The organism is Spirosoma knui (genome assembly GCF_054780635.1).
Genome location: NZ_BAAGVY010000007.1, coordinates 154492 through 176885, shown reverse-complemented (window position 1 = coordinate 176885; position 22394 = coordinate 154492). Strand labels below are relative to the sequence as shown.

Annotated in this window: 19 protein-coding genes and 1 pseudogene; 5 read left to right on the top strand and 15 right to left on the bottom strand. The window is 51.7% G+C overall.

Translation table 11 applies throughout. The features are described from left to right. Positions 1-2: 2 nt before the first annotated feature. On the bottom strand, positions 3-1496 hold the full coding sequence (locus tag ACYVIY_RS16075; protein WP_460977391.1) for a M20/M25/M40 family metallo-hydrolase: 1494 nt from the start codon (positions 1494-1496) through the stop codon (positions 3-5). A gap of 107 nt (positions 1497-1603) precedes the next feature. Beyond that, positions 1604-2302: a DUF3431 domain-containing protein gene (locus ACYVIY_RS16070; RefSeq protein ID WP_460977390.1), complete on the bottom strand. Its 699-nt coding sequence runs from the start codon at positions 2300-2302 to the stop codon at positions 1604-1606. A gap of 187 nt (positions 2303-2489) precedes the next feature. Between ACYVIY_RS16070 and ACYVIY_RS16065 the strand changes: the two genes are divergently transcribed. After that, on the top strand, positions 2490-4571 hold the full coding sequence (locus ACYVIY_RS16065; RefSeq protein ID WP_460977389.1) for a S9 family peptidase: 2082 nt from the start codon (positions 2490-2492) through the stop codon (positions 4569-4571). A gap of 286 nt (positions 4572-4857) precedes the next feature. After that, positions 4858-5049 carry a hypothetical protein gene (locus tag ACYVIY_RS16060; protein WP_460977388.1) on the top strand — a complete coding sequence of 64 codons (192 nt, stop codon included), beginning with the start codon at positions 4858-4860 and terminating at the stop codon, positions 5047-5049. An 86-nt stretch (positions 5050-5135) separates the two neighbouring features. On the opposite strand, the pseudogene ACYVIY_RS16055 reads toward ACYVIY_RS16060, so the two are convergent. The 7 genes and pseudogenes from ACYVIY_RS16055 to ACYVIY_RS16025 all read right to left on the bottom strand — a co-directional run. Beyond that, positions 5136-5375 (bottom strand): annotated as a pseudogene (locus tag ACYVIY_RS16055) (ion channel); the annotation flags it as partial. 257 nt (positions 5376-5632) lie between these two features. Beyond that, the gene (locus ACYVIY_RS16050; RefSeq protein WP_460977387.1) at positions 5633-6073 is read right to left on the bottom strand and encodes a carboxymuconolactone decarboxylase family protein; all 441 of its coding nucleotides are present in this window, start codon (positions 6071-6073) and stop codon (positions 5633-5635) included. Positions 6074-6134: 61 nt separating this feature from the next. Then, positions 6135-6710 (bottom strand): Crp/Fnr family transcriptional regulator, encoded by a 576-nt coding sequence (locus ACYVIY_RS16045; RefSeq protein ID WP_460977386.1) that lies wholly within the window; start codon positions 6708-6710, stop codon positions 6135-6137. A gap of 245 nt (positions 6711-6955) precedes the next feature. Beyond that, positions 6956-7831: an alpha/beta hydrolase gene (locus ACYVIY_RS16040; RefSeq protein ID WP_460977385.1), complete on the bottom strand. Its 876-nt coding sequence runs from the start codon at positions 7829-7831 to the stop codon at positions 6956-6958. A gap of 181 nt (positions 7832-8012) precedes the next feature. Next, positions 8013-9218 (bottom strand): MFS transporter, encoded by a 1206-nt coding sequence (locus tag ACYVIY_RS16035; protein ID WP_460977384.1) that lies wholly within the window; start codon positions 9216-9218, stop codon positions 8013-8015. A 100-nt stretch (positions 9219-9318) separates the two neighbouring features. Continuing rightward, entirely contained in the window at positions 9319-10050 is a 732-nt protein-coding gene (locus ACYVIY_RS16030; protein WP_460977383.1) for a DNA alkylation repair protein, read from the bottom strand. Between the two features lie 128 nt (positions 10051-10178). After that, positions 10179-10526 (bottom strand): DoxX family protein, encoded by a 348-nt coding sequence (locus ACYVIY_RS16025; protein ID WP_460977382.1) that lies wholly within the window; start codon positions 10524-10526, stop codon positions 10179-10181. 142 nt (positions 10527-10668) lie between these two features. On the opposite strand from ACYVIY_RS16025, the gene ACYVIY_RS16020 reads away from it, so the two are divergent. After that, positions 10669-10965, top strand: coding sequence for a hypothetical protein (locus ACYVIY_RS16020; RefSeq protein WP_460977381.1), 297 nt, complete (start codon positions 10669-10671; stop codon positions 10963-10965). Between the two features lie 66 nt (positions 10966-11031). Here ACYVIY_RS16020 and ACYVIY_RS16015 read toward each other — a convergent pair whose 3' ends face one another. Then, complete coding sequence (locus ACYVIY_RS16015) at positions 11032-12204, bottom strand: glutathionylspermidine synthase family protein (protein ID WP_460977380.1); 1173 nt, start codon at positions 12202-12204, stop codon at positions 11032-11034. A 57-nt stretch (positions 12205-12261) separates the two neighbouring features. Between ACYVIY_RS16015 and ACYVIY_RS16010 the strand changes: the two genes are divergently transcribed. Together ACYVIY_RS16010 and ACYVIY_RS16005 are read left to right on the top strand one after the other, a co-directional pair. After that, positions 12262-13266, top strand: a complete 1005-nt coding sequence (locus tag ACYVIY_RS16010) for a nucleoside hydrolase (RefSeq protein ID WP_460977379.1) — start codon at positions 12262-12264, stop codon at positions 13264-13266. 36 nt (positions 13267-13302) lie between these two features. Next, a complete protein-coding gene (locus ACYVIY_RS16005) occupies positions 13303-13713 on the top strand; it encodes a thiol-disulfide oxidoreductase DCC family protein (RefSeq protein WP_460977378.1) in 411 nt (136 codons plus the stop codon). On the opposite strand, the gene ACYVIY_RS16000 is transcribed toward ACYVIY_RS16005, so the two are convergent. From ACYVIY_RS16000 to treS, 5 genes are all read right to left on the bottom strand, one after another. Next, entirely contained in the window at positions 13714-15369 is a 1656-nt protein-coding gene (locus tag ACYVIY_RS16000; RefSeq protein WP_460977377.1) for a glycerol-3-phosphate dehydrogenase/oxidase, read from the bottom strand. Positions 15370-15493: 124 nt separating this feature from the next. After that, positions 15494-16108: a hypothetical protein gene (locus tag ACYVIY_RS15995; RefSeq protein ID WP_460977376.1), complete on the bottom strand. Its 615-nt coding sequence runs from the start codon at positions 16106-16108 to the stop codon at positions 15494-15496. Positions 16109-16205: 97 nt separating this feature from the next. Next, the gene (locus ACYVIY_RS15990) at positions 16206-16958 is read right to left on the bottom strand and encodes a hypothetical protein (protein WP_460977375.1); all 753 of its coding nucleotides are present in this window, start codon (positions 16956-16958) and stop codon (positions 16206-16208) included. 244 nt (positions 16959-17202) lie between these two features. Beyond that, positions 17203-18738 carry an alpha,alpha-trehalase TreF gene (gene treF, locus ACYVIY_RS15985; protein ID WP_460977374.1) on the bottom strand — a complete coding sequence of 512 codons (1536 nt, stop codon included), beginning with the start codon at positions 18736-18738 and terminating at the stop codon, positions 17203-17205. A gap of 115 nt (positions 18739-18853) precedes the next feature. Beyond that, entirely contained in the window at positions 18854-22171 is a 3318-nt protein-coding gene (treS, locus tag ACYVIY_RS15980; protein ID WP_460977373.1) for a maltose alpha-D-glucosyltransferase, read from the bottom strand. Positions 22172-22394 lie beyond the last annotated feature (223 nt).

Here is a 22394-nt window from a genome sequence, read left to right as displayed (position 1 = left end):
ATTTATTCTTTCCAGCGCCACTCGTTGGCAATCTGCAAGGGTGTTCGCAGGCCCTGCGCGACCAGGTAATCGCGGGTTTGGGTATCGGTCTGGCGACGGGTTGGAATTTCATCGGCGTCGGCGAGGGCATACAGCAGCATGGTCGAATAGCGGACCGTGTTTTTCAGGTGATCGGCGTTAACCAGATTCAGTCGATCGCAGTTGGCGTGGTAACAGTCGAGCACCTCTTTGGCCAGGTGACCGTTCATACCGACTACCGGAACACCCTCCAGCATAAACGGCTGGTGATCGGAATGCAGACCAGCCTGGTTCTGCATCTGGTTGGCAAACGCCGGTTCGACCTGTTTTATGGTTTCGCCGACCAGATTCAGGAACGTCAGCATGTCCGAACGTCCAAAGGCGTTCAGGCCCGTTGGATCGTTGGTCATATCGAGGTTCATCATGTACCGAACCTTATCCAGTTGACCCGATTTTCTCAAGTTTTCGACCATCGCCCGCGAGCCGAGCAGCCCCTGCTCCTCGCCCATAAACAAGACAAATTCAATGGTACGTTTCGGCTTCAGCTTCAACTTCTTGAACGTACGGGCGATGTCCATGACGGCGAACGAGCCGATGCCATTATCAATCGCACCGGTCGCCAGATCCCACGAATCCAGGTGGCCGCCGATAATGATCTTCTCATCGGGATATTTCGAGCCTTTCAACGTGGCAATTACGTTCCGCGCCCGAATCTTACGGCTCTTGTTCGTCATATCGATCAGGGCGTGAATTCGTCCCTGCTCTTCCTGCATCCAGGACCGGAGCGCCTGACCACTTTCGAGCGAAATACAGACCGACGGAATCGGAATCAGTTTACCCGTTACCGAGGCTGTACCCGTAAGCAGTACGTTGCCCGGCACCAGATTCACCATAATCACACCGGTTGCGCCATGCTGAATGGCCAACGCTGTTTTTTCAGAACGGTGGAGGTTACGCGCCCCTTTGGTGGGGGCCGCCAGACCAATGTTGACGAGGGCAACTTTGCCTTTCAGCTTGTCTTTCACGGCGGCAAAGTCACCTTCAAGCCCGTTGCCAACGTCCACGATTTCTCCGCGCACATGAGCTTCAACGGGCGAATGCGCCAGCGCTACGACCGGAACCTCCCGAAAGTTGTCGCTCCGGTCGGGCACCACCGATAACGTAACGGTGTCGCGCGTCCAGGCTTCGACCTCGAAGGGTTCGTAGCGTACGTCACTAAATCCATACGAAGAAAGCAGGTCGAACGCATAGGTTTCGGCTTTGGTGCCGTTTGGGCTACCGGTTAAGCGGTGACCAACCTGCTGCGACGCATCGGATAAGGTTTCGTAGGCGCGGCTACGCTGCTGCACCTCATCGTTGATGCGTTTGAACGCCTTTTCAAGCGCAAGTTTGTTGGGGTGAAAAGCGGTTAATAAACCGGCCGTGCCAAGCGTGAAGAGTACGAGCCGGAACCGAGGTACGTAAAACGTTCGGTGCATAGAAAGGGGTGAAAATCTCAGCGAAAGATACAAAAAAGACCTGTTATTCTGAAGTCAACTGATTAGACACGAAGAAGCGGGAAATCGTTTGGATCCCGCTCAACTTTTTATGGTTCCAGATGCTGAGACGACTCTTCAGATGCAGGCGTTTGGTGGCGCATAGGCTTTAGAAATACCGTTTGCCGCCCCGCAAGCCATTCTCGATCAATACCCGTTACGTTAAGTACCCGGTCCCAGCAACGCTCAAAGCAGTGGGCAGCGTCGGGGAACGTAACAGCTACGTCCAGCGCCCGCTCGTAGAAAGCCAGTGGCCGCTGACGCACTACGTCCCGATGAACCACAAACTGCGCACCGAGCACAAACGTGTACAGCTCCGGTCCGTCGGTACCAAACAACGCCCGGTGAAAGCCACGAAGGTCTAATCCGCGCCCGTCCTCGTTCTTACTCCAGGGTCGAAACAGCCGCTCGCCCTGGTCATCGTCGGTATCGATCAGGTGCCCCAGCCACCTAAAGAGCGATGCCCTTTCGGGCGCTTCGGCCAGGCGTTGCAGGGTCTTCTTGAAATCATAGGCATGATCGAACGGTTTGCCCTGGCAGAATACCGTCCACTCGGCCAGATCGTCATAGCGGCTGACGATATGATGCAGATACGTATGTGCTTCGCGGCCGATATTCGGCAACGGAATGGCATTAGCTCCAGCCAAACCATCAGCGCCTTTATCGTAAACCGTCACCCGAAGCCGGTCGGGACGTTTACGCAGCCAGCTCAGGTCTTCCTGATACCGGGCAACAACAAGTTCAAGCATATTTTGGTCGACAGGATCGGACGTATCGGCAACGACACGTTGTTTTCGTATGGTTCGCGTTGCTTCACGCCGATTTACCGGGGCAAAGGCTTATTTTTACAAACTTACTTCATAAACGAACCGGGAACGGCAAACTGCCATGAACAGAACGTGTTTACTCTTTATTACTACGCTTACGCTCCCCAGTATGACAGAAGCACAACCCCTAAAAGCTCCGAAAGCCGCCATCAAACCCAAAGAATTAGTAATCCACGGCGACAAGCGAATTGACAATTATTATTACCTCAACGATCGCGAAAACCCCGAGGTGATCAACTACCTGAAAGCTGAAAATGCGTACCTCGAACAGGTACTGGCTCCCGTTAAGGATTTGCAGGAGAAGCTGTTTGAGGAAATGAAGGGTCGGATCAAGCAGCAGGATGAGTCGGTTCCGTATAAAGAAGGTAATTATTACTACTACACCCGCTACGTAACGGGGGGCGAGTACCCAATCTACTGCCGCAAGAAAGGGTCACTTCAGGGTCCGGAGGAAGTGATGTTCGATGGTAACGCCCTGGCAAAAGGGCATAATTATTACCAGTTGGGCGGCTACGAGGTATCCGACAATGAGGAACTGGCGCTTTTCTGCGAGGATACTGTGAGCCGTCGCCTGTTCACGCTACGTATCAAGAATCTGAAAACAGGACAAATCTATCCCGAACTGATCCCCGATACCGAAGCGGGTAGTTTCGCCTGGGCGACGGATGATAAAACCTTTTTTTACATCAAGAAAGACCCGCAGACCCTACTTGGCTATCAGGTATTTCGGCACGTACTAGGCACAGACCCCAACCAGGACGTTTTGGTGTACGAAGAAGAAGACAACCAGTTTTATATGGGCCTGGGGCGCTCGAAGTCGAAGAAGTACATCACCATTGGTGTTGACCATAACGGCGTCGCGACCGAATACTGGCTGCTGAACGCCAGCCAGCCAGCGGGTGCGTTCACGGTGTTTCTGCCCCGTGAGAAAGGCCATGAGTACGACATCGTGCATTACAAAGACAAGTTCTACGTTCGCACCAACTGGAAGGCCGAAAACTTCCGGCTCATGGAAGTTCCCGAAGGGAAAACGGCGGATCGGGCGGCCTGGAAAGAAGTGATTCCCCACCGGCCGGATGTTTATCTGGACAATCTGGACGTATTTGCCAATCACCTTGTTCTGGGCGAGCGGAAAGCGGGTCTGACCAATATTCGGATTATTAACCAAAAAACTAAAGCTGACGAATACCTGGACTTTGGCGAACCGGCCTACGTAGCGGGTATCGGCTATAATCCGGATTTCAACACGAACACCCTGCGGTATGGGTATGCGTCGCTCACTACGCCTGGCTCTACCTTCGATTACAATATGGATACGAAGGAAAAGACGCTGATGAAACAGCAGGAAGTACTGGGCGGCTTCGACAAGAACAACTACGTATCAGAGCGTTTCTATGCCACCGCTCGCGATGGTGTTCAGGTACCGGTTTCGCTGGTTTACCGCAAAGGAACGCCTAAGAACGGCTCGGCTCCGCTATTGCAGTATTCGTATGGTTCGTACGGTTATTCGACCGATCCGGGCTTTAGCTCTACCCGACTCAGCCTGCTCGACCGGGGTTTCATCTTCGCCATTGCCCACATCCGGGGTGGTCAGGAAATGGGCCGACGGTGGTACGAGGATGGCAAGATGCTCAAGAAGAAAAATACCTTCAACGACTTCGTGGACGTATCGGAGTATCTCATCAAAAACAAGTATACCAGCGCGGATAAGCTGTTCGCAATGGGTGGTAGTGCAGGCGGTTTGCTGATGGGTGCAGTGATTAACCAGGCTCCGCAGCTGTACCGGGGCGTAGTAGCCGCCGTTCCGTTTGTGGACGTAGTAACGACCATGCTGGACGAAAGTATCCCACTGACAACGGGTGAATTTGAGGAGTGGGGCAACCCGAAAAACAAGACGTATTACGACTATATGAAATCGTATTCGCCTTACGACAACGTAACGAAGAAAGCGTATCCGAACCTGCTGGTTACGACGGGTCTGCACGATTCGCAGGTTCAGTACTGGGAGCCCGCCAAATGGGTTGCCAAACTGCGGACGATGAAAACAGATAATCCCGGCGAGGAAACGCAGTTGTTGCTGCACACCAATATGGAAGCTGGTCACGGTGGCGCATCGGGACGTTTCCAGGCCTTAAAAGAAATCGCGTTGGAATACGCCTTTATGCTGAATCTGGTTGGGGTGCAGCAGTAGCGCTCTCCTTGGGATATGTTGACGGATGCAGATCAGGTCGATAATTCTGTAAGGGGTGGCATAGTACCGAAAAAAAACAGGTTTATGGCCTGTTACCTGATAGAATCGATCCATCACCAGCAGAAACTAGCTTTGTCAGGCGTATGGCGGTGAGCGATTTGATTCATCTGGAAGTAAAACTAATTTTTGAATAAAAAAGTAGCTCTGGCCCAACCCCTGACTCGTTGGTCTTGAGTAGATATTGCACTATTAACCATACAACAATCACCTTACACCGAAGTTAACCATGACAGAAGGCCAATACATCTTAGCCTTGACGGTTCTCAAAAACCTGGAGAGTGAGTTTAGGAAATCCTACGAGACGCTGTCGGTCGCCGGTGCTAAACAGATTGCTGAACTGGACCTGGTTCGGGCTGATGCTTATCAGAACGCGGTGAAGATTCTGGAAGAAGCAAAAAATAACGCAGCATTTAATTAGCTACTCAGGCAGGCCCGTTCGTTAGACGGGGATACGTAAGCCCCGCCTTCAATGGCAACAGACCTGTAGCTGATGCTCGCACATTTTCAATGAACCGCATGCAGATCGTACCCTGGCGTCCATAATTTGGGCGCACCAAGGCACAATCTGCATGCGGTTTGAAGCACCCACAGGCTTATGGCCACGATGCCGGTTGGCACAGCGATGATGACGTAACCCAACATCAGGATTAGACTGGCAATTAACTTTCCTAATGGCGTGCCAGGCATAATGTCTCCGTAGCCCACGGTGGTAATGGGCCAGTAAATACTGACCAGTGTGCTTTTGAATCCATTGGTACGTCGCGTCCCTACCTACATCATGGCCCCCGGATTGAGCACCAGGGTGAAAATAGCTACGAAGACGACCGCAATCTTTGCCAGTCTTTAATGGATTCGATAGAATACGAAACTGGCATCGCGAAGGCAAGCCAGTATCTAACAGCGTTCATACCAAATACTGCTGGATACTGGCTCCGATTTTGCTATCTAGTTCAGATACAATCCGCAACTCACATGATTTTGTTGTAAATAGGCAGGAACGGCTATTTCTGAACAGGCAACTGCGTGCTAACGGCAATGCGGTTCCAGGAATTAATCACCACTATTAAACTGATGATTTCGCCGATCGTCTGATCATCAAAAAAAGATCGCGCCTGGCTGTACGTTTCGTCCGATACACCATACTGATGAATGAGGGTAACCTCTTCTGTCAGCGCTAGTATAGCCTTCTCTTCGGGGGTAAACAGGCTGGTCTCTTTCCAGGCACTCAGCAGAAAGATACGTTGCGGCAGTTCACCAGCCTGCAAGGCTTCCTTCGTATGCATATTGAGGCAGAAAGCGCAAGAGTTAAGTTGCGAGGCCCTGATTGTGATCAGGTGCTTCTGGATGGAGGTGAGTGTTGAACTGGCGATGGCACCGGATAGATGATACATCGCTTTCCATACCCCGGGCAGTGTTTTTTCAATGTTTACGCGCTGTTGCATAGTCTTGTTTTTTGATGCAGCAAAGGTCGAAACAACGCGCAGCACATTTACTTAAACTGGTTTAAGAAGCACTCCGACCACGCAGTTCACTGAGGTATTCCGGCGTAAAGCCCAAGAAAGAAGCAAGCAGGTATTGCGGAATACGCTGCACAAACTCAGGATACCGACGGACGAATTGGTGGTAAAGCGCTTCTCGCGAATAGCCATACAGTATCCTGATACGGAACTGAGCAGCGGCATGCGCCCGCTGATGCACTAGTCGAAAATAACGTTCCAGCTGCGGATAAGTCTGAAGCAGTTCTTCCTGCGCACTGTGAGTCAGGCTGAGTATTTCGGAAGGTTCCACCGCCTGGATATAAAAGCCGGACGGGCTTTGGGCGGAGAACGAGGTATAATCGGCTAACCACCACCGCTCTAGAGCAAACTGTACGGTTTGCTCTACGCCTTTTTCATTGACAAAAAACATTCTCAGACAGCCCTTTACCACAAAGTAGTTGCTCCGGCATATGGTGCCTTCTGTGAGCAGATTCTGTTTTTTGTGCAGTACTACTGGCACAAAAAACCGCTCAATGCCTTCGTAGTCGGGCAAAGCGTTTTGAAGTAGTTTTTCGATGTGGGCCTTTAAAATTGCAGACATAGGTGGTTCATGAGAAACAAACTCAGTAGATCGAATCAAGTTAGCAAATCATATGTTGACCTCCTTTATTGAACCCGCTCTTTATGATAACCAATTATTTTTTAAGAGATACTGCTTCTCCAGCCCGTTCAGGTCTGTATAGGTCGGCCTGTTCGAAGACAAAACGTAGTCCTGCGCTTACAATTCCAAATAATACCGCTTCTTGGCCGGGTCCAGATTACAGAGCGGCTGGATTGTTTAATCGGTTATTTAGTTGGCGTAACGGTACAAAATGCCCATTTCAGTGCTTGTAGCATCGTAGGTTGTATGCCAGTCAGATGATTCAGACCGGGTAAAACCGTAGACTCGATCTGTAGGGACGGGTAGTTCTTACTTTGTAAAGCAGATGCAAATTCCTTGGTATCGTCAATAAGGTTCTCATCTGTTTGACCCACTGACAACCAGACTTTTGTTGATAAGTCAGTATGCGAATGTGCGTAATCCGGCAAGAGCTTTCGTACGATTACATTGTTATCTGCAAACAAGGATGGACTTCCGATCAGTACTTTTTGAAACAGATTGGGATTAGATAGAAGAGCATACGATGCGAATAATCCGCCATACGAGTACCCATACAGTACGCGATTTGGTTTTACGGGGTATCGTTTCTCAACAAAGGGTATTACTTCTTGCTCTATAAATTGCAGGAATTTAGGCCCACCGCCACCGCCACTTGCCCCCCACTTAGTTGTAAATGCGGTTGGCGTATAATCGCGATCACGTTTGTTTCCCGGTTTGCCAATCATTGCTCCATCAGAGATGCCAATCAATATGGGTTCCTGATAGTTTTTTTCGCACTCTCCGTGTAAAATACCTAAACAACTAATGGCCATAGGAAAAGCATCAAGCCCATCCAGGACATACAAGACATCGTATCGTTTAGTGGTATCATATTGATCCGGAAAGTGAACGAGTAGCTGATACGTTTCTCCGTTAAGGATGCGGGAGCGAACTGTTTGTATCTCGGTGTCGGGCAACGATACAGGCTGGCTGATTTGTGCTCTAACTGTTACACTAGTACCTACCCAAGTCGTTAGCAGGATAATTAAATTGAAAATTGATTTAGCAGACAGGTTTCTCATAGACTTAAAGAGCTTTTGAAATCAACGTTGAGCTCTATTGATTTTAATCAACATGTATGCCACGAAAACAAATTGCTCACTATCAGCTCTTTAACTTTTAAACTTAACTTTTAATGTCCATTTGCGGACTAATCTTGTCCGGACACGCCCCTACAGATATGGGTCGTATAGAAGCTTTACGTCAAGCTTGAAGCGCTTTTCCTTTCATTCCATACGCCAGCGCGACGAACACCAGCAGTAAGCTTACAGCGACGAAAGCCATGGATAGCGAGAAATGGTAAGCGATAAAGCCCAGCAATGCCGGGCCTGTCAGTAAACCTGTATAGCCAATCGTCGTAATGACGGGAATACTCGCTGTGGGTGAAATACCAGGTAGCCGGCCCGCTTCGCTGAAAAATACGGGTACTACGTTAGCTGCCCCTAAGCCCAGCAGCACAAAGCCTATTAGTACGCCAACTACCCCTGGACTTAAGACCGCAAGAGCCAATCCGGCGGCACCGATCAAACTTCCACCGACGACCACCGTTTTCTCATTCAGGCGAGCGATTAGTTTGTCACCAGCTAATCGCATCGTCGCCATCGCGATCGAGAAGGCGGCATAGCCCACTCCGGCAAATTCAGAAGCGGCTCCTTTGGTCTCCCGCAAAAAGATAGCACTCCAATCCAGAATCGCTCCTTCGGCCAGAAAAATAGCAAAGCACATTAGGCCCAGGAATAAGACACGACCATTTAGCCAGCTCAACCGTTGATTGGCACTAGCTGGCTTTTGGTCCGTCGCCGAGAATTTAGCTATGGCTTGTTGCTCTATTTCCAAAGGAAACAAATTTCTATACTGGGTTAGTGTGATGAGAACCATCAGGGCGGCAATACTGACAATGGCATAGACCGGATTAAGCCCCAACTTTATCAGGAAACCCAACCCAAGGGAGCCGAACAGCCCGCCTACACTAAACAAACCGTGTAAGGACGACATGATAGGCTTTCCGTAAAGATTCTGCACCTGTACGCCATGCGCATTCATGGCTACGTCAATTGCTCCGATGCAGGAACCGAACAGAAAGAGCGCTACAGCCATAGTAACGGTGGAGGAAAGAACAAGCAGAAGCGGCAGCACAAGCGCCATCAGCAGTGCTGCGCCAGCCATGACAATGCGGCTACCAAAGCGGCTCACCAGCCAACCTGAGGCTGGCATCATCAGCATGGACCCACCACCCAATAAGAGTAGTAATAGGCCTAGGTCGGCATCGTTCAACCCCAGACGATCTTTGGCCAGGGGAATCATCGGTGCCCAACTCGACATGCCTAAACCACACACCAGGAAAATCAGTTGAGTGGCGGTGCGCGCTTTTATTACCTGCCCGGCCGCCAACGGTATTGCTAAATTCATAAAGATACATATTGACTTTTAGCTCTGTCAGCACAAGTTAATCCTACCTGGCTGTCTTGCCGGCAAGTTACGGCTTGTTCATTAATGAGTTAATTTCTATCTACAATTCCAAATAATACCGCTTTTTGGCTGGGTCCAGACTGTAAATGGCGTTACGTAATGCCGGGCGCGGTATCTGTCTAATATGGTCGTGCAGAAATTCTTCCAGCGCATCAAGATTGCGCTTGCCAACTTCCCGAAGCATCCAGCCCACAGCTTTATCGACGAGGTCGTGCCGTTTGCGCTGCATAAACTGCTCAGCCAAAGCAAAGGTGTTGCTGAACTGGCCCTGGCGGATGAAGGCCAGCGTAGCCACCATCGCGATGCGCTGTGTCCACAGATGATCTTCTTCGGCTAGCTCATACAGAATTGAGCGGTCGGTGTGCAGCAGGTACTCACCCAGAATAGCCGGGCTCGACGAGTCAACAAGATCCCAGTTATTAACATAGCGCCGGTTGGCTACGTACCGGTCAGCCAGCTCCGCCTGACCGTACTTAGTGCGAATTGTCGGGCCAGAGTTACGAGTCCTTCCAAACCGGGCCTGATACACCCAGATCAACAGGCCTGTCATGCGGCATTCATGGTATGGGTCACGCACTAACTGCTCGGTTTCGTCGGGTTGTAGTTGTAAACATTGTTTGGCAACGGCGTGCTGCTGCGGCATGGATAAGCCCAAAAACTGGTCGCCTTCGCCGTAATGGCCTGGCCTGACTTGAAAAAATCGGGCTGCAAACGATGCTCGTTCGGGTTGTTCCAGCGAGAGCAGTGTGTTTTTTACGTCGAGATAGGTCACGGTATTTGTTCTACATGCATTGGGGGTTCGCGTATAACACGTAACGTAAACTCATACGTAGGGAAGCTAGTGCCCAATTTATGGTAAGTGCCGCTGGAAGTGCAAACCGCTTTTGGTGAGCTATGCTTTTACGTATACTGATACGCCCACCAGATCAGCACTCCTTGCAAGGGTAACCGGGCCCAGCGTAACCAGGCCGGAAATTTTCTGAACCGGCTGGACGTAGCCATGTAGAGATTGGCCGGAAAAACGGCAATCAGTACTAAAATTAATCCCCAGGCCGATATCGACCGCGTCGCCGGGAACAACAGCCCAACACCTAATACAACCTCAGCGATACCACTTAACGTAACCATTAGGCCATGCGCCGGTACGTAGGGCGGCATAATTGCCAAATACATTTTTGGGTTCAGAAAATGATTAACTCCGGCGGCAATGTAAACAATGGCTTGTAGGTAAAGGCTCAAATTAGTCATAACCAGCGTTCGGTTGGCTACCTGTATCTGGCATAATTACTCGCTGCACAGATGAGGTTACATCCATGAACCAAAAACGAATGTACATTGATTAAACCTTTGTTCTCTTTCGTTATCCAACAGCCATAAATCGATAAACCCTATGAGAGCGAACCGGGTGCTGATGGTCGTCATGACCGTATTTATATCCGCTGGGGCGTATGCCCAGACGCAGCCACATGCCGTAAGACCTAAACTAACGCCAGAGCAACGCGAAGCCCGCAAAGCCGAACGTCAGGCTAAACTGGCCCAGATGACACCCGCCGAACGGAAAGCCTTTAAATTATCCCACCGCGACCGGGTACAGGCCCGCCTGAACGCCATGACGCCCGAACAGCGTGCGCAGTTTATGGAGCGCAAACGGCAGCGGAAAGCGCTGAAGTCACAAGAAGGAAACTAAGTTAGTTGGGTTTGCCATTATCCTGCCGTAACTACACTGTGGCCTATAGAAATGTAGGCCACTTTTTTATTGAATTACGTGGCCTACAAACCCGGCTCCGTTATCAAGGATGAGGCCGCCCTTCCGAAATCCAAGTCCACATCCATCACCCGCATAGAACACACCCGCCTGATACGTATTGCCCGCCGAATCCTGGATGAACTCAACGTATTCCTGGTAAATTTTGGGATAGGCGCTGTATTCGCCATCTACGGCCTTCCGCTCACTGCCGTCGGCATTCAGGATACGGACGTTGGCACCTTCCCGGCCAAACAGCACTTTCTCTACGCACGGCTTTCCGGCCAACGGCTGCAAAGCGGTTTCGAGCAAAAGCGGATGATTGGGATATAGCTCCCACAGAATTTTCAGGATGTACTTCGACTGAAAAAGCAGCGTATAAGCCGGATTGAGCACCACAGCTAACCGCTTCTGCACGATTTCGGCCAGTATCTGCGTCAGTTCCGGCTCATCTTCGGCGATCGACTCCCAAGGAACCAGCTTAAACCAGAAATCAAGTTTTTCGAACTGACCGTTTTTTGAATTTTGCCAGAAGATGCCCTCTTCTGCTGAAAACTCCACGTTATCAATAAAATCGAATTCCACCTCAAAACCAGCTTCCCGCGCAGCTTCGCCCAGTAACGCTACGTTCGCATCGTCCTCCGGAAAATCGCGCATAGCCGATAAAAGTAAGGTCGGCTGCAAATCCGGGTTTACGGCCAGCAACTCCTCAAACTGACTCGTCAGCGTTTCAAATACGGCGTTAAACTGCTGACTTTCATCCAGCCCATTTGCCCGTAGGTGCGCATACTGTACTACGGCGGTTTCGGGCAGACAGGTAGCCGTATCGGCATTGAATTCGATTAATTTTATTGGTTTGCCGTTCAGGCCGCCCGCCAGATCGAATCGCCCGTATAGGTGAATGTGCCGATCGTCGTCCCAGGATTGCTTAATCAGTTCGACCAGATTAGTGGGTATGCCCAGTTCGGCAAAGCGGTTTTGGTCGATTACGTGCTGCCCGGCGGCCACCAGCATCTCGTACAACTCATTGGCCGCTTCGTAATACGCATCGGCTTCGGCCGGGCTGACGATCACCACTTCGTTAGCCAGATAAGGCAGGGTGTCCTGACCAAGCATCCAATCCCAGCCGAGATTTCGAAGTTGCGTATCAGGTGAGGTTGTAAGGGTTTTGAGCGAAATCATGTGGAAAAGAAAGTAGAGAGCCAGCGTTCGTGTTCTTTTTGCAAAACAACTCTGCTTATGACCCGTATCACGCCTGTTTTGTTTGGACTGCTGTTTCTGCTGATGGCCGGTAAAACCGGGGCCCAATCGGCTCGAAATACTATGCCTGTGCCTGTAATTTTTGATACGGATATGGGACCTGACTACGATGACGTAGGGGCCATTACGTTGCTGCACGCCTTTGCCGACAGCGGTCAGGCGCAGATCCTGGCGACCATCGCCAGCACCAACTACCCAAACGTAACGCCGGTCCTGAGCGTGTTGAATACGTATTTTGGTCGGCCAAACGTACCCATCGGCATACCAAAAGGTCCGGCCGTTACCGATAAAGATGTGCAGCACTGGTCCGATACGCTCGTGGCCCGGTATCCGCACAAAGTTAAATCCAATGATGAAGTCCCCGACGCCGTTGCCCTTTACCGCCAGATTCTTGCCAAACAGCCCGATCGCAGCGTAACGGTGGTAACGGTCGGGTTCATGACCAACCTGGCGAATCTGCTGGCGTCTAAACCCGATCAGTACTCAAAGCTGCCGGGTAAAGAGCTCGTTCAGCAGAAAGTAAAAAATCTGGTCAGCATGGCCGGTAAATTTCCGAGCGGCCGGGAGTACAACGTTTTTAAAGACACGCCTGCTTCCAAAGTTGTTTTCGCCGACTGGCCAACGCCCGTTGTACTCAGTGGTTTCGAAATCGGCGAGAAGATTCACAGTGGTTTACCCTTGACGCAAAATGCGTCCATTCAGAACAGCCCGGTTAAGGATGTGTTCAGGATTTGCCTACCCTTAGCTAAAGAAGACGCTGGTGGACGCATGAGCTGGGACCAGACGGCAGTACTTGTTGGCGTCAAGGGTTACACACCGTACTATACGGTTAAATCAGGTCGGTTAACGCTGAACGCCGATGGCTCGAACGGTTGGGACGATGCGGGTAAAGGGCACCAGCACTTGGTGGTGAAGATGCCAGTTCTTCAAGTCGAGAAGCTAATCAATGATCTGATGCAGCACCAGCCCATAAAGCGAAAGTAGCACGTATTGCTGTGGTTTGTTGTTACGGAAGTAGCCATGCTCACGCAACCGACTCAGCCCCTGCTTTTATTTGACGGTGTTTGCAATCTCTGCAATGCCGCCGTTACGTTTGTTATTGAACGCGATCCAAAGGCGTATTTTCGGTTCGCTTCCCTGCAATCGGATTTAGGTCAGAATGTATTACATACGCTTGGCCGATCGACCGCCAGGTTTGATTCCTTTGTGGTTTGGGAAAATGGCCGCTTCTACGAGCAATCGACGGCTGCGCTACGGGTGGCCCGCCAGTTATCAGGGGCCTGGCCTCTTCTTTATGGATTTATCATTATTCCCAAACCCATTCGGGACGCCTTATACAGCTTCATTGCCCGTAACCGCTACCGCTGGTTCGGCAAACGCGACGCGTGCCTATTGCCCAATCCAGCATTAAAGTCCCGTTTTCTGGCTTAATCAGGCCGTGGCCATTTCGGGCTGGCCGGGCGCTAAACCGGCTTGCTTCACAAACGACGCCAGCAATGCCTGATACGAGGTAACCTGTCCCCGACTATACGAATCAGTCCAGCCCAGTTCGTTGGCCATGAGTTCGGCAACGCGGGGAGTCACCTGCGCGGTTAAGCGCCAATCTGCCAACTCAAGCCGCCAGCGCCGGGCTAGTACGTCGCGAAGCGTAACGGCCATCTCTTCGCGCACCTGATAGACGACTTCGGCGCTCAGAAATGGGTGATCAGCCATCAGCCGCTGCGCCAATGCGGGTTGCTTCTGCGTCAGTTGCGCGACTCGCTCGGCCCGACTGCCGTAGGTTCGCATGAGGTGCTGACATGCATCGGTCGGTAAGCCGTAGCGATTTTGCAGCAGTAGCCAATCGTCAAACCGATACCCTTCGCCCCCGACTAAATAATGCTGTTCCGTAGCGCTCGGTACGTTGGTATCGAGCAAGTCGCCAGCCCGGTCAATTGCATCCTGAGCCATCAGTCGGTACGTTGTCCATTTACCCCCCAGTAAGCTCAGCAAGCCGGAAGCCGGGTCATATTCGACTTCATGGTCACGTAACAGCGTTTTGGTATTGGCCCGGCTGCTCACAATCAACGGCCGGATACCACCAAAACCAGCCTGGATTTCGGTCTGGGTCGGCATTTTAGCCAGATAAGGTTGTAAGGTTTCGAGCAGATAATCGACCTCAGCCGGTTCCAGAACGGGTTCGCGCTTCAGATCGGTATAGTCATCGTCGGTTGTCCCTACAAATACGTTATCCTCGAATGGAATGGCGAATACAACCCGTCCATCGGCGGTTTTCGGGATTAGTATAGCGCAGTCACTCTTCAGCGTTTCGCGCGGCAATACGATGTGAACGCCTTTGCTGGGTCGGATACGGCGCTCGAGGGCTGGGTTAGCCAACAACCGAATTCCATCCGCGTATGGTCCCGTACAGTTCAGAAACAGCCTGGCCCGAATGGAGAACGTCTCACCCGTAAGTTGATCTTCCACGACAGCTGCTTTAAGTTTCTCTTTTGTCTGCTCAAAGCCTGTTACGGACATGTAGTTCGCCACCACAGCTCCGGCTTCGTCGGCCGAATGAGCCAGGGCCAGGGCATAACGTGCGTCGTTGAACTGCCCATCGTAATACAGTACGGCACTGTGCATACGGGAGTTCAGCGTCGGCATTTTGGCGAGGGCCTGCGCTTTATTGAGCCAGCGGCCCTTCGGAAACGCATCCTGCCCCGCGAAGAATCCGTATAAGGTCAGGCCGATGGACATGTAAAGACCCTCAAAAGCGCTGAACACGGGGGTCAGCAAGGCCAGCGGATGCGCTAGGTGCGGAGCATTACGAATCACCGTCCGGCGTTCAGCCAGCCCATGTCGTACCTGCCGAAGCTGAGCCAGATCCAGTTTTTTGATCGCTTGCTCCAGGTACCGCACTCCGCCATGAATCAACTTGGTTGATCGCGAAGACGTTTCCCCGGCTATATCCCCCCGGTCGATTAAGGCCACCCGGTACCCACGTAAGGCTGCATCTAAAGCCGCTCCGGCACCGCTTGCTCCAGCGCCAATTACACAAATATCGAACTCCTCCTGCCGCAGCCGCTCCCGATTTTTTTCCCGATTCATACGCGAAGTTAAGGGTATTTTTCGTGCAGTACACATGGCCATACGGCAGGGCCACCCCAATCGTACTGGTTTGTAAATCAGTTGGGTTGACTTTCACCCTGCTTGATGGTACGTATCGATCAACTTAGCCCGAGAAGCTGCGGCTGCGACCACCGAAGAACCCACTTCGGCCACTTGATGGACGAACGGTGCGGGTTACGCGGGAAGAGCGAACGTTTTCCCGAAGCTGGTTCGACCGCTCGTACAGACCTGAATTTGCGTAAACCCCCGACCCGTACCGACGCTCGTAATCGCGGTACTGCGGAGCTGTCGACCGGCCGATCATGTAGCCCAGTCCACCCCACAGTAACGCATTGGCCAATCCGTTGTGGTGGTGGGAGCCGTACGCAGCCGGATTGTCAAGATAGGTCCGGGTCGATTGATCTGTCTCGACGAGTCGTTTGGCGGCTTCGACGCTCAGCGTATCCCGGTGGCCGTCAAAGTAGTTAACAATCGCCCCCGCTTTATCGGGCTCGGCCTCAACCTCATCGGTGATCTTGAAATTGCCGGGTGCGGTTTCGGTGATGTAGGTCCGAACACCCCGCTTGAACTGCGTTTCGGTCTGTTCGGCCTCACTATCGGAGTTGTTACTGCAACTCTGAAGTACAGCCGCGCCGTTAAGCAAAGCCAGGCTTAAGGTAGTACTGAGCGTAATGTCTTTAACGCGTCGGAGGACGGCGTGTCGGCGAAGCGGTGTCATAGTCTGAATCAACGATAGTCAACTACTAAACTACGCGGTTGCCGGAAGGGTTGCAAACAGAAGCGGATGAGTTGTCGCCCGAGCCAGTGAGCGGTTGCTAGAATGGACGGTTACCGTTACCAAACAAAATGGATACGCCCGCCGAAACACCGAGAACGCTAACAATGCGGTCGCTGCTATACTGCGAACTTTCGGAGCGCCCGTTGCTGCTCCAGGCCGTAGAGGTCAAGTTATTAAACTGAAATTGCGAACGGGTATAATCGCTGTTCAGATGCAGAGAAAAGCTGCGGCCCAGTCGGTAGCGAACAGCCAGCCCGCCCCCGAATGCCGTCGCCGTACTTTGTGATCCAGTGGTTTTAACCCCCATCTCAACCCGTCCGAAGTTACCGTTCATAGCCGTATTTGGCATCACCGCCGTAGCCTGTCCAGCCAATAGGCGGGCATCGATCGTAAAACGCCCCATCGGAAAGACCATATACGGCCCGCCCATAAACGTAGTAACTGACCAGTTATCCGCTTGCGCCGTCCAGACATCGGTCTCGCTTCGGTACAGATTATCTACCATACGCTGGGTTTGCACCGTATTCCGATGCTGCTCGGCCCGGACCATTAAGCCTACTGGCCCCACGATCCGGTAACCCGCTGCCAGGCTCAGAACGATACCTCGACCAGCCATCCCCGCCTGCTCGTCCGTTGGCGAAGAACTCGCAAATCGCCCAACCGGTACACTAGCCCCAGCCGAAACGGCAAAGAATCCTTTTTTATCCTGATGGGATAAAATGAATGTCTTTTGGCAATACGAAGCGGTCGTCATACCGGCCGCCAGCACGGTTACGAGGAGCTTTTTCATGGCGTACTTGATTGTTGCTTAATGCGAATAAGGTTACAGTCCTACGCAATCAAATACGATGCCACGATTACTTTTAATAAGCAAATTTTCGAATAAGTAAATTAGTGATTAACACGAAACGGTAGATTGAACCCCGTTTTCATAGATTTTGCCACAAAACAGACACAAGATAACCTACTGCCAATCAATGACTTATACTTCAAATAGAATTCTGACCGCCACTCCAGCTAATCAATCCATGCTATCACTCATTCACTCTTTGCGCAGCCAGCGCCAGATAAACGCCGTTAGTCCAGCCGAAGCCATCCTGGTTGGTGTAACTGCCCCCACCGGCTTTCAGTGACGCGTCGACAACGTTGTATTTTTCGGTCATTTTACGGGTAGCCTTAAACACTTTGTCGTTAAGCGCTAGCCAGCGGTCGCGGCCTTCGCGGGCGGTTTCAGCAAAGCCATAGTTCATTAGGCCTTTGTAAACGATCCATTGCAAAGGTGCCCATCCATTCGGCCAGTCCCACTGCTGTCCTGATTCAACCAGCGTTGTGACCCACCCGCCCGCTTGCAGAAAGTCAGTCTTAAGTTGGTCGTGAACACGGCTGGCCTGTTCGGGCGTTGCCAACCGGAAGAACAGCGGAAACACGCCCGCCAGCGTTACGTCGTCGGTTTGTCGTTTCGCGACGGCATCGTAATCATGAAAAAAACCGGTTTCTTCATTCCAGAACGTCTTTTGAATACATTCTTTTCGGACTTCGGCCGCTGCAGCAAACAGACCACTACGTTCCTGATTCTCGGGGCTAATCTGGTATATGTCCCGGAGCGTTGTTTCCAGTGAATACAGCACACAATTCAGATCGACCGGTATAATGTCGGCGGTACGTGTAGATACCATCGCGTGCGAGTGATTGAGCCACCAGCGGCTGCTAAAATCCCAGCCCGATTCGCAGGCGGCCCGCAAGTGATGATGTAAGGCTTCGGTATCAATTTTCTGTTCGACAGCCTTTAGAGCCAATTGATACTCGGCTCGGAAAGCCTCCGGCCGGGGCGTTATCCGGTCGTCCCAGTAGCGGTTTAGCACGCTTTCGTCGGGCAGTAGAGCGACTCGTCTGGCTATTGACTGAACAGAAGTCAGTTCCTCCTGTCCTGCCATCCAGAAATCATATTCTCGCTGTAGCTGCGGCAGGTATGTGGTCAACGTATCAGGCCCCTCTATGTCGGCGAGCAGTTTTACCATCAGCGCAAAAAAAGGCGGCTGCGACCGGCTCAAAAAATACGTTCGGTTGCCATTCGGAATAAAGCCAAATTCGTCGATCAGGAACGCAAAATTGTCGATCATGCTGCGGATCAGGTCTACCCGCCCAGCCTCTTTCAGGCCGAGCATGGTAAAGTAGCTATCCCAGTAAAAGATTTCGCGGAAGCGCCCACCCGGTACAATATACGGATGCGGCAGGGGCAGACGGGAACTACCCGGCACGTGCGGATCGGCGGGTCGGGTCAGCTCGTCCCACAGCTCGTTGATATGCGCCTGGGTGCTTACGGTGGTGTCACTGACGTAGTCACCCGCGGGTTTGCTGGGTAACATAAAATACTTGTCGACAAAGGCTTTGAGGTTGAAATCCGGTTTGAATTTCTCCGAGTTGTACAGAGCGACAATGTCGGCTGGTGCCAGCTCCGGAATGCAATCGACGAAGGTTTTAGAATCCGGAAAAACGTTGCCCAGTTGAACATCCTGGAACAGTTCGCCAAAGAGTTCATCGGGCGATTGTATAGGCGTGTAGTTTACCAAAATGCACTGGTTTGAAGGCCGTAGATTGTTAGTTCACTCCTGTATTTTGATTACTTAACATGCCTACGTACTGGTTCTCGAAATGGGAACCAGTACGTAGGCATGACAGACTTTTTTACTGATTAATCACGGACTTGATCAGCTGCAAAGGTACCCGTACCCAATTGGGTCGATTTCCAAGCTCGTAGCTTAAGTCCACTACCGACCGTTCGAGCAGGTACGTATCGATCATCATCTGTAAATCTTCGGACTGATTCGGGATGAACGAGCTGTCTTCGGCCGCTGTGAGGTAGGCTTTCAGGAAGAAGCTGCTCATATAGTGCGCCCAAAAATCAGCGAACGGCAGGAGCTGAACGGTATCTTCGGGTGGTACGTGTGCATTGTTCAAAAAACCTTCGTACGCTACGTAGTAAAACGAACGGATCAAGGTGGCCACATCCCGTAAAGGTGAGCGTTTTAGCCGACGTTCGCTATAACTCCGACTCGGGTCGCCCCCGAAATCCTGAATGGCTACATCTTTGCCTGTCAGCAGAATATTTTCGAGCTGTAAATTGCCATGAATACGTATTTTGGTAGCTTCCAGCTTCTTGGCGTAGATACGTTTCAGCACCCGTAGCACCTCTTCTTTCCGGCCCAGAATGGCTTGCACTTCCTGCTGAATATCGTCGGGCAAACGCTTCAGATTACGTTGCTGAGCCTGATAACTTTCACGTACCAATGACTGCATTCCCGAAAATAGAGAGCGCTGGTAGTGCAGCGAGAAGGCTTCGGGCTCAAACTCCTTGAGGTTGTTGCTGGCGGCTAACGCTACGTGCATCTCTCCTACCCGATTTCCCATGAGCCGGGCCTGTTCAGAGGCATGTTCGCCCAGCAGTTCGCGTACGTCCGCCGGAAGCTCATCCATCGCCACAGGTTTGGCAAATGTTCCCTGCCGGTTCAGCGGGTCCATTTCACTACGTTCCCTGGCCAGAATCCGCTCGATGAAATTGTTGATCCGCTCCAGCATAAAGCTATGACCATCGCCGTGGTTGGCCACCATTACCTGCATCATGCCCAGCATAACGGGTTCACCCTCATCGCGCAGTTCGATGGTTCCCGAGAATGCCGGAACGTATTCAAAACCCGCCGTTTTGGACAGATAGCTGTTTATCTCAGCATCCGGATTAACCGAGCCATCGATCTTCCGGTACATCTTCAGCAGATAGCAGTTGTCGTAGCTGATGGACGTATAATTCGGCCCAGAGGTTACGAACTTGCTCTTGATGTCGGTCCGCTCGCCAGCGAAGGAATTTAAAGCACTCGTGCTGTGGAAAACAATGTTGTGATCCGTTCCGGTGTTCGGCTGGCTATTCACCATCTGCGCAATAAGCGCCTGCTGCAACTCGGGTGTGTATAGGCCATCGCAGAGCACGCCTTTTTCGTCGCCTACCTGTACGTTGGCTAGCACTGCCTGTGGGCAATTGGCCGTGATATTGTCAGCCCGGTCATCGCCCACAAAACTCAGCGCCAACTGGTAGGTTTCGGGCAAGCCCCGCTCATACGTCACTTCAATCATGACGATGTACGACCGAGTGTCGTCGTGGTAGATGCGTCCGTAATTCGTAATGGTCAGGCCGTATAGGTTCTGACCTTTTCCGTTGAACCAATCCATTCGGTCCAGATAAGCGGGCAAAACGCGGGTTTCCAGCAGCTCGCGGGTACGTTTGTTAGTTAAATCGTTGATTGTCTCAACCGTAATCGTCGGCAATGCCGCCCGTTCGAGCGCATCCGGACGTACTTTTTCCAGCACAAACCACTGGTAATCGTGGGGAGCCAAGGTAAAGAAGTACGTACCGGTCTCCGAAATGGCCGGGAATTGGTTACGGCTGAACGCTTCGACCGGTGTAAATCCTTTGTAGTCGCTCAGGTCAATTTCGGCGGGCTGCGAATATTTCGACAGGTTGACCACAATCAGCAGCGTCTCATCTTCGTACGTCCGGGTAAAGGCCAGCACTTTCGGATTCTCGACATTCACGAATTTCAGATCACCCCGCCCGAATGCCTTATACTTTTTGCGCAGGTTGATCATCCGTTTGGTGAACCAGAACAGCGACGATGTATTCCGGCGCTGGGTTTCCACGTTGACGGATTCGTAGTGGTACTCAGGGTCAAGAATCGTAGGCAGATACAGCTTCTGTGGATTCGTATTCGAGAAGCCCGCGTTCCGGTCGGGTGACCATTGCATAGGTGTTCGCACGCCGTCGCGGTCGCCCAGATATACGTTATCGCCCATACCAATCTCATCGCCGTAGTACAAAACGGGTGTTCCTGGCAAGGAGAACAGCAGGCTGTTCAGTAGTTCAATTCGCTTGCGATTGTTGCCCATCAACGGAGCCAGCCGGTGCCGAATGCCCAGGTTAATCTTCGCCTTCGGATCTTTGGCGTACGTCTTATACATGTAATCCCGCTCCTCGTCGGTCACCATTTCGAGGGTAAGCTCGTCGTGGTTACGCAGGAAAATAGCCCATTGGCACGTAGCAGGAATATCGGGTGTCTGATCGAAAATGTCGGTAATCGGGTACCGGTCTTCCATCTGCAACGCCATGAACATGCGCGGCATGACCGGAAAATGGTAGTTCATGTGACATTCATCGCCATCGCCGAAGTACGAAGCCGAATCTTCGGGCCACATATTTGCTTCGGCCAGGAATACGACACCCGGAAAATGATCGTCGATGTGTTTGCGCAGTTTTTTGAGGAACGCGTGGGTTTCGGGTAGGTTTTCGCCATTGGTTCCTTCCCGTTCGAACAGGTACGGAACGGCATCGAGCCGGAAACCGTCAACGCCCATGTCGCACCAGTAATCAATCATCCGGAACACCTCTTCCTGCACCAGCGGATTGTCGTAGTTCAGGTCGGGTTGGTGGTGAAAAAAGCGGTGCCAGTAGTACTGCTGAGCCTCATGGTCCCAGGTCCAGTTGGACGCTTCGAAATCCTGGAAAATAATCCGGACGTCTTTGTACTGCGTAGGATCGTCGGTCCAGACGTAGTAGTCGCGTTCGGGTGAGCCTTTGGGCGCTTTTCGGGCGCGCTGAAACCAGGGGTGCTGATCGGATGAGTGGTTGATCACCAACTCCGTAATCACTTTCAGGTTTCGCTGGTGCGCTTCGTCCAGAAACTGCTTGAACTGCTGAATGGTGCCGTACGATGGGTTGATGTTGTAATAATCGGCAATGTCGTAGCCGTCGTCGCGCAGGGGCGACGGATAGAACGGCAGGACCCAGATGGCCGTTACGCCCAGTTCTTGTAAATAATCGAGTTTTTCGAGCAGGCCTTGAAAATCGCCGATCCCATCGCCGTTGCCATCCCGAAAGGCTTTAATGTGTAGCTCATATATGATTGCATCCTTGTACCAATGCAGGTTATCGTCTAATTGGGTGCTGCTCTCTGCCATAATATCGTGGTTCGTGCTTTTGCCTCACTATTACTGATGCTCTATCTAACTATGAGACTACCCCGGTAGTTTATGGAAACAACAGAAGCAGACTAAACGGGCTCAGGAAATACCGGAAAGCACAGGCCAGCGAACGGTGCTGGACATACGATAACACGACCAGCCAGACATCGCTCTAAGGGCTTTCTAAGATTTGTTTAAGTCCCGTCTAAGTTGTGAGAAC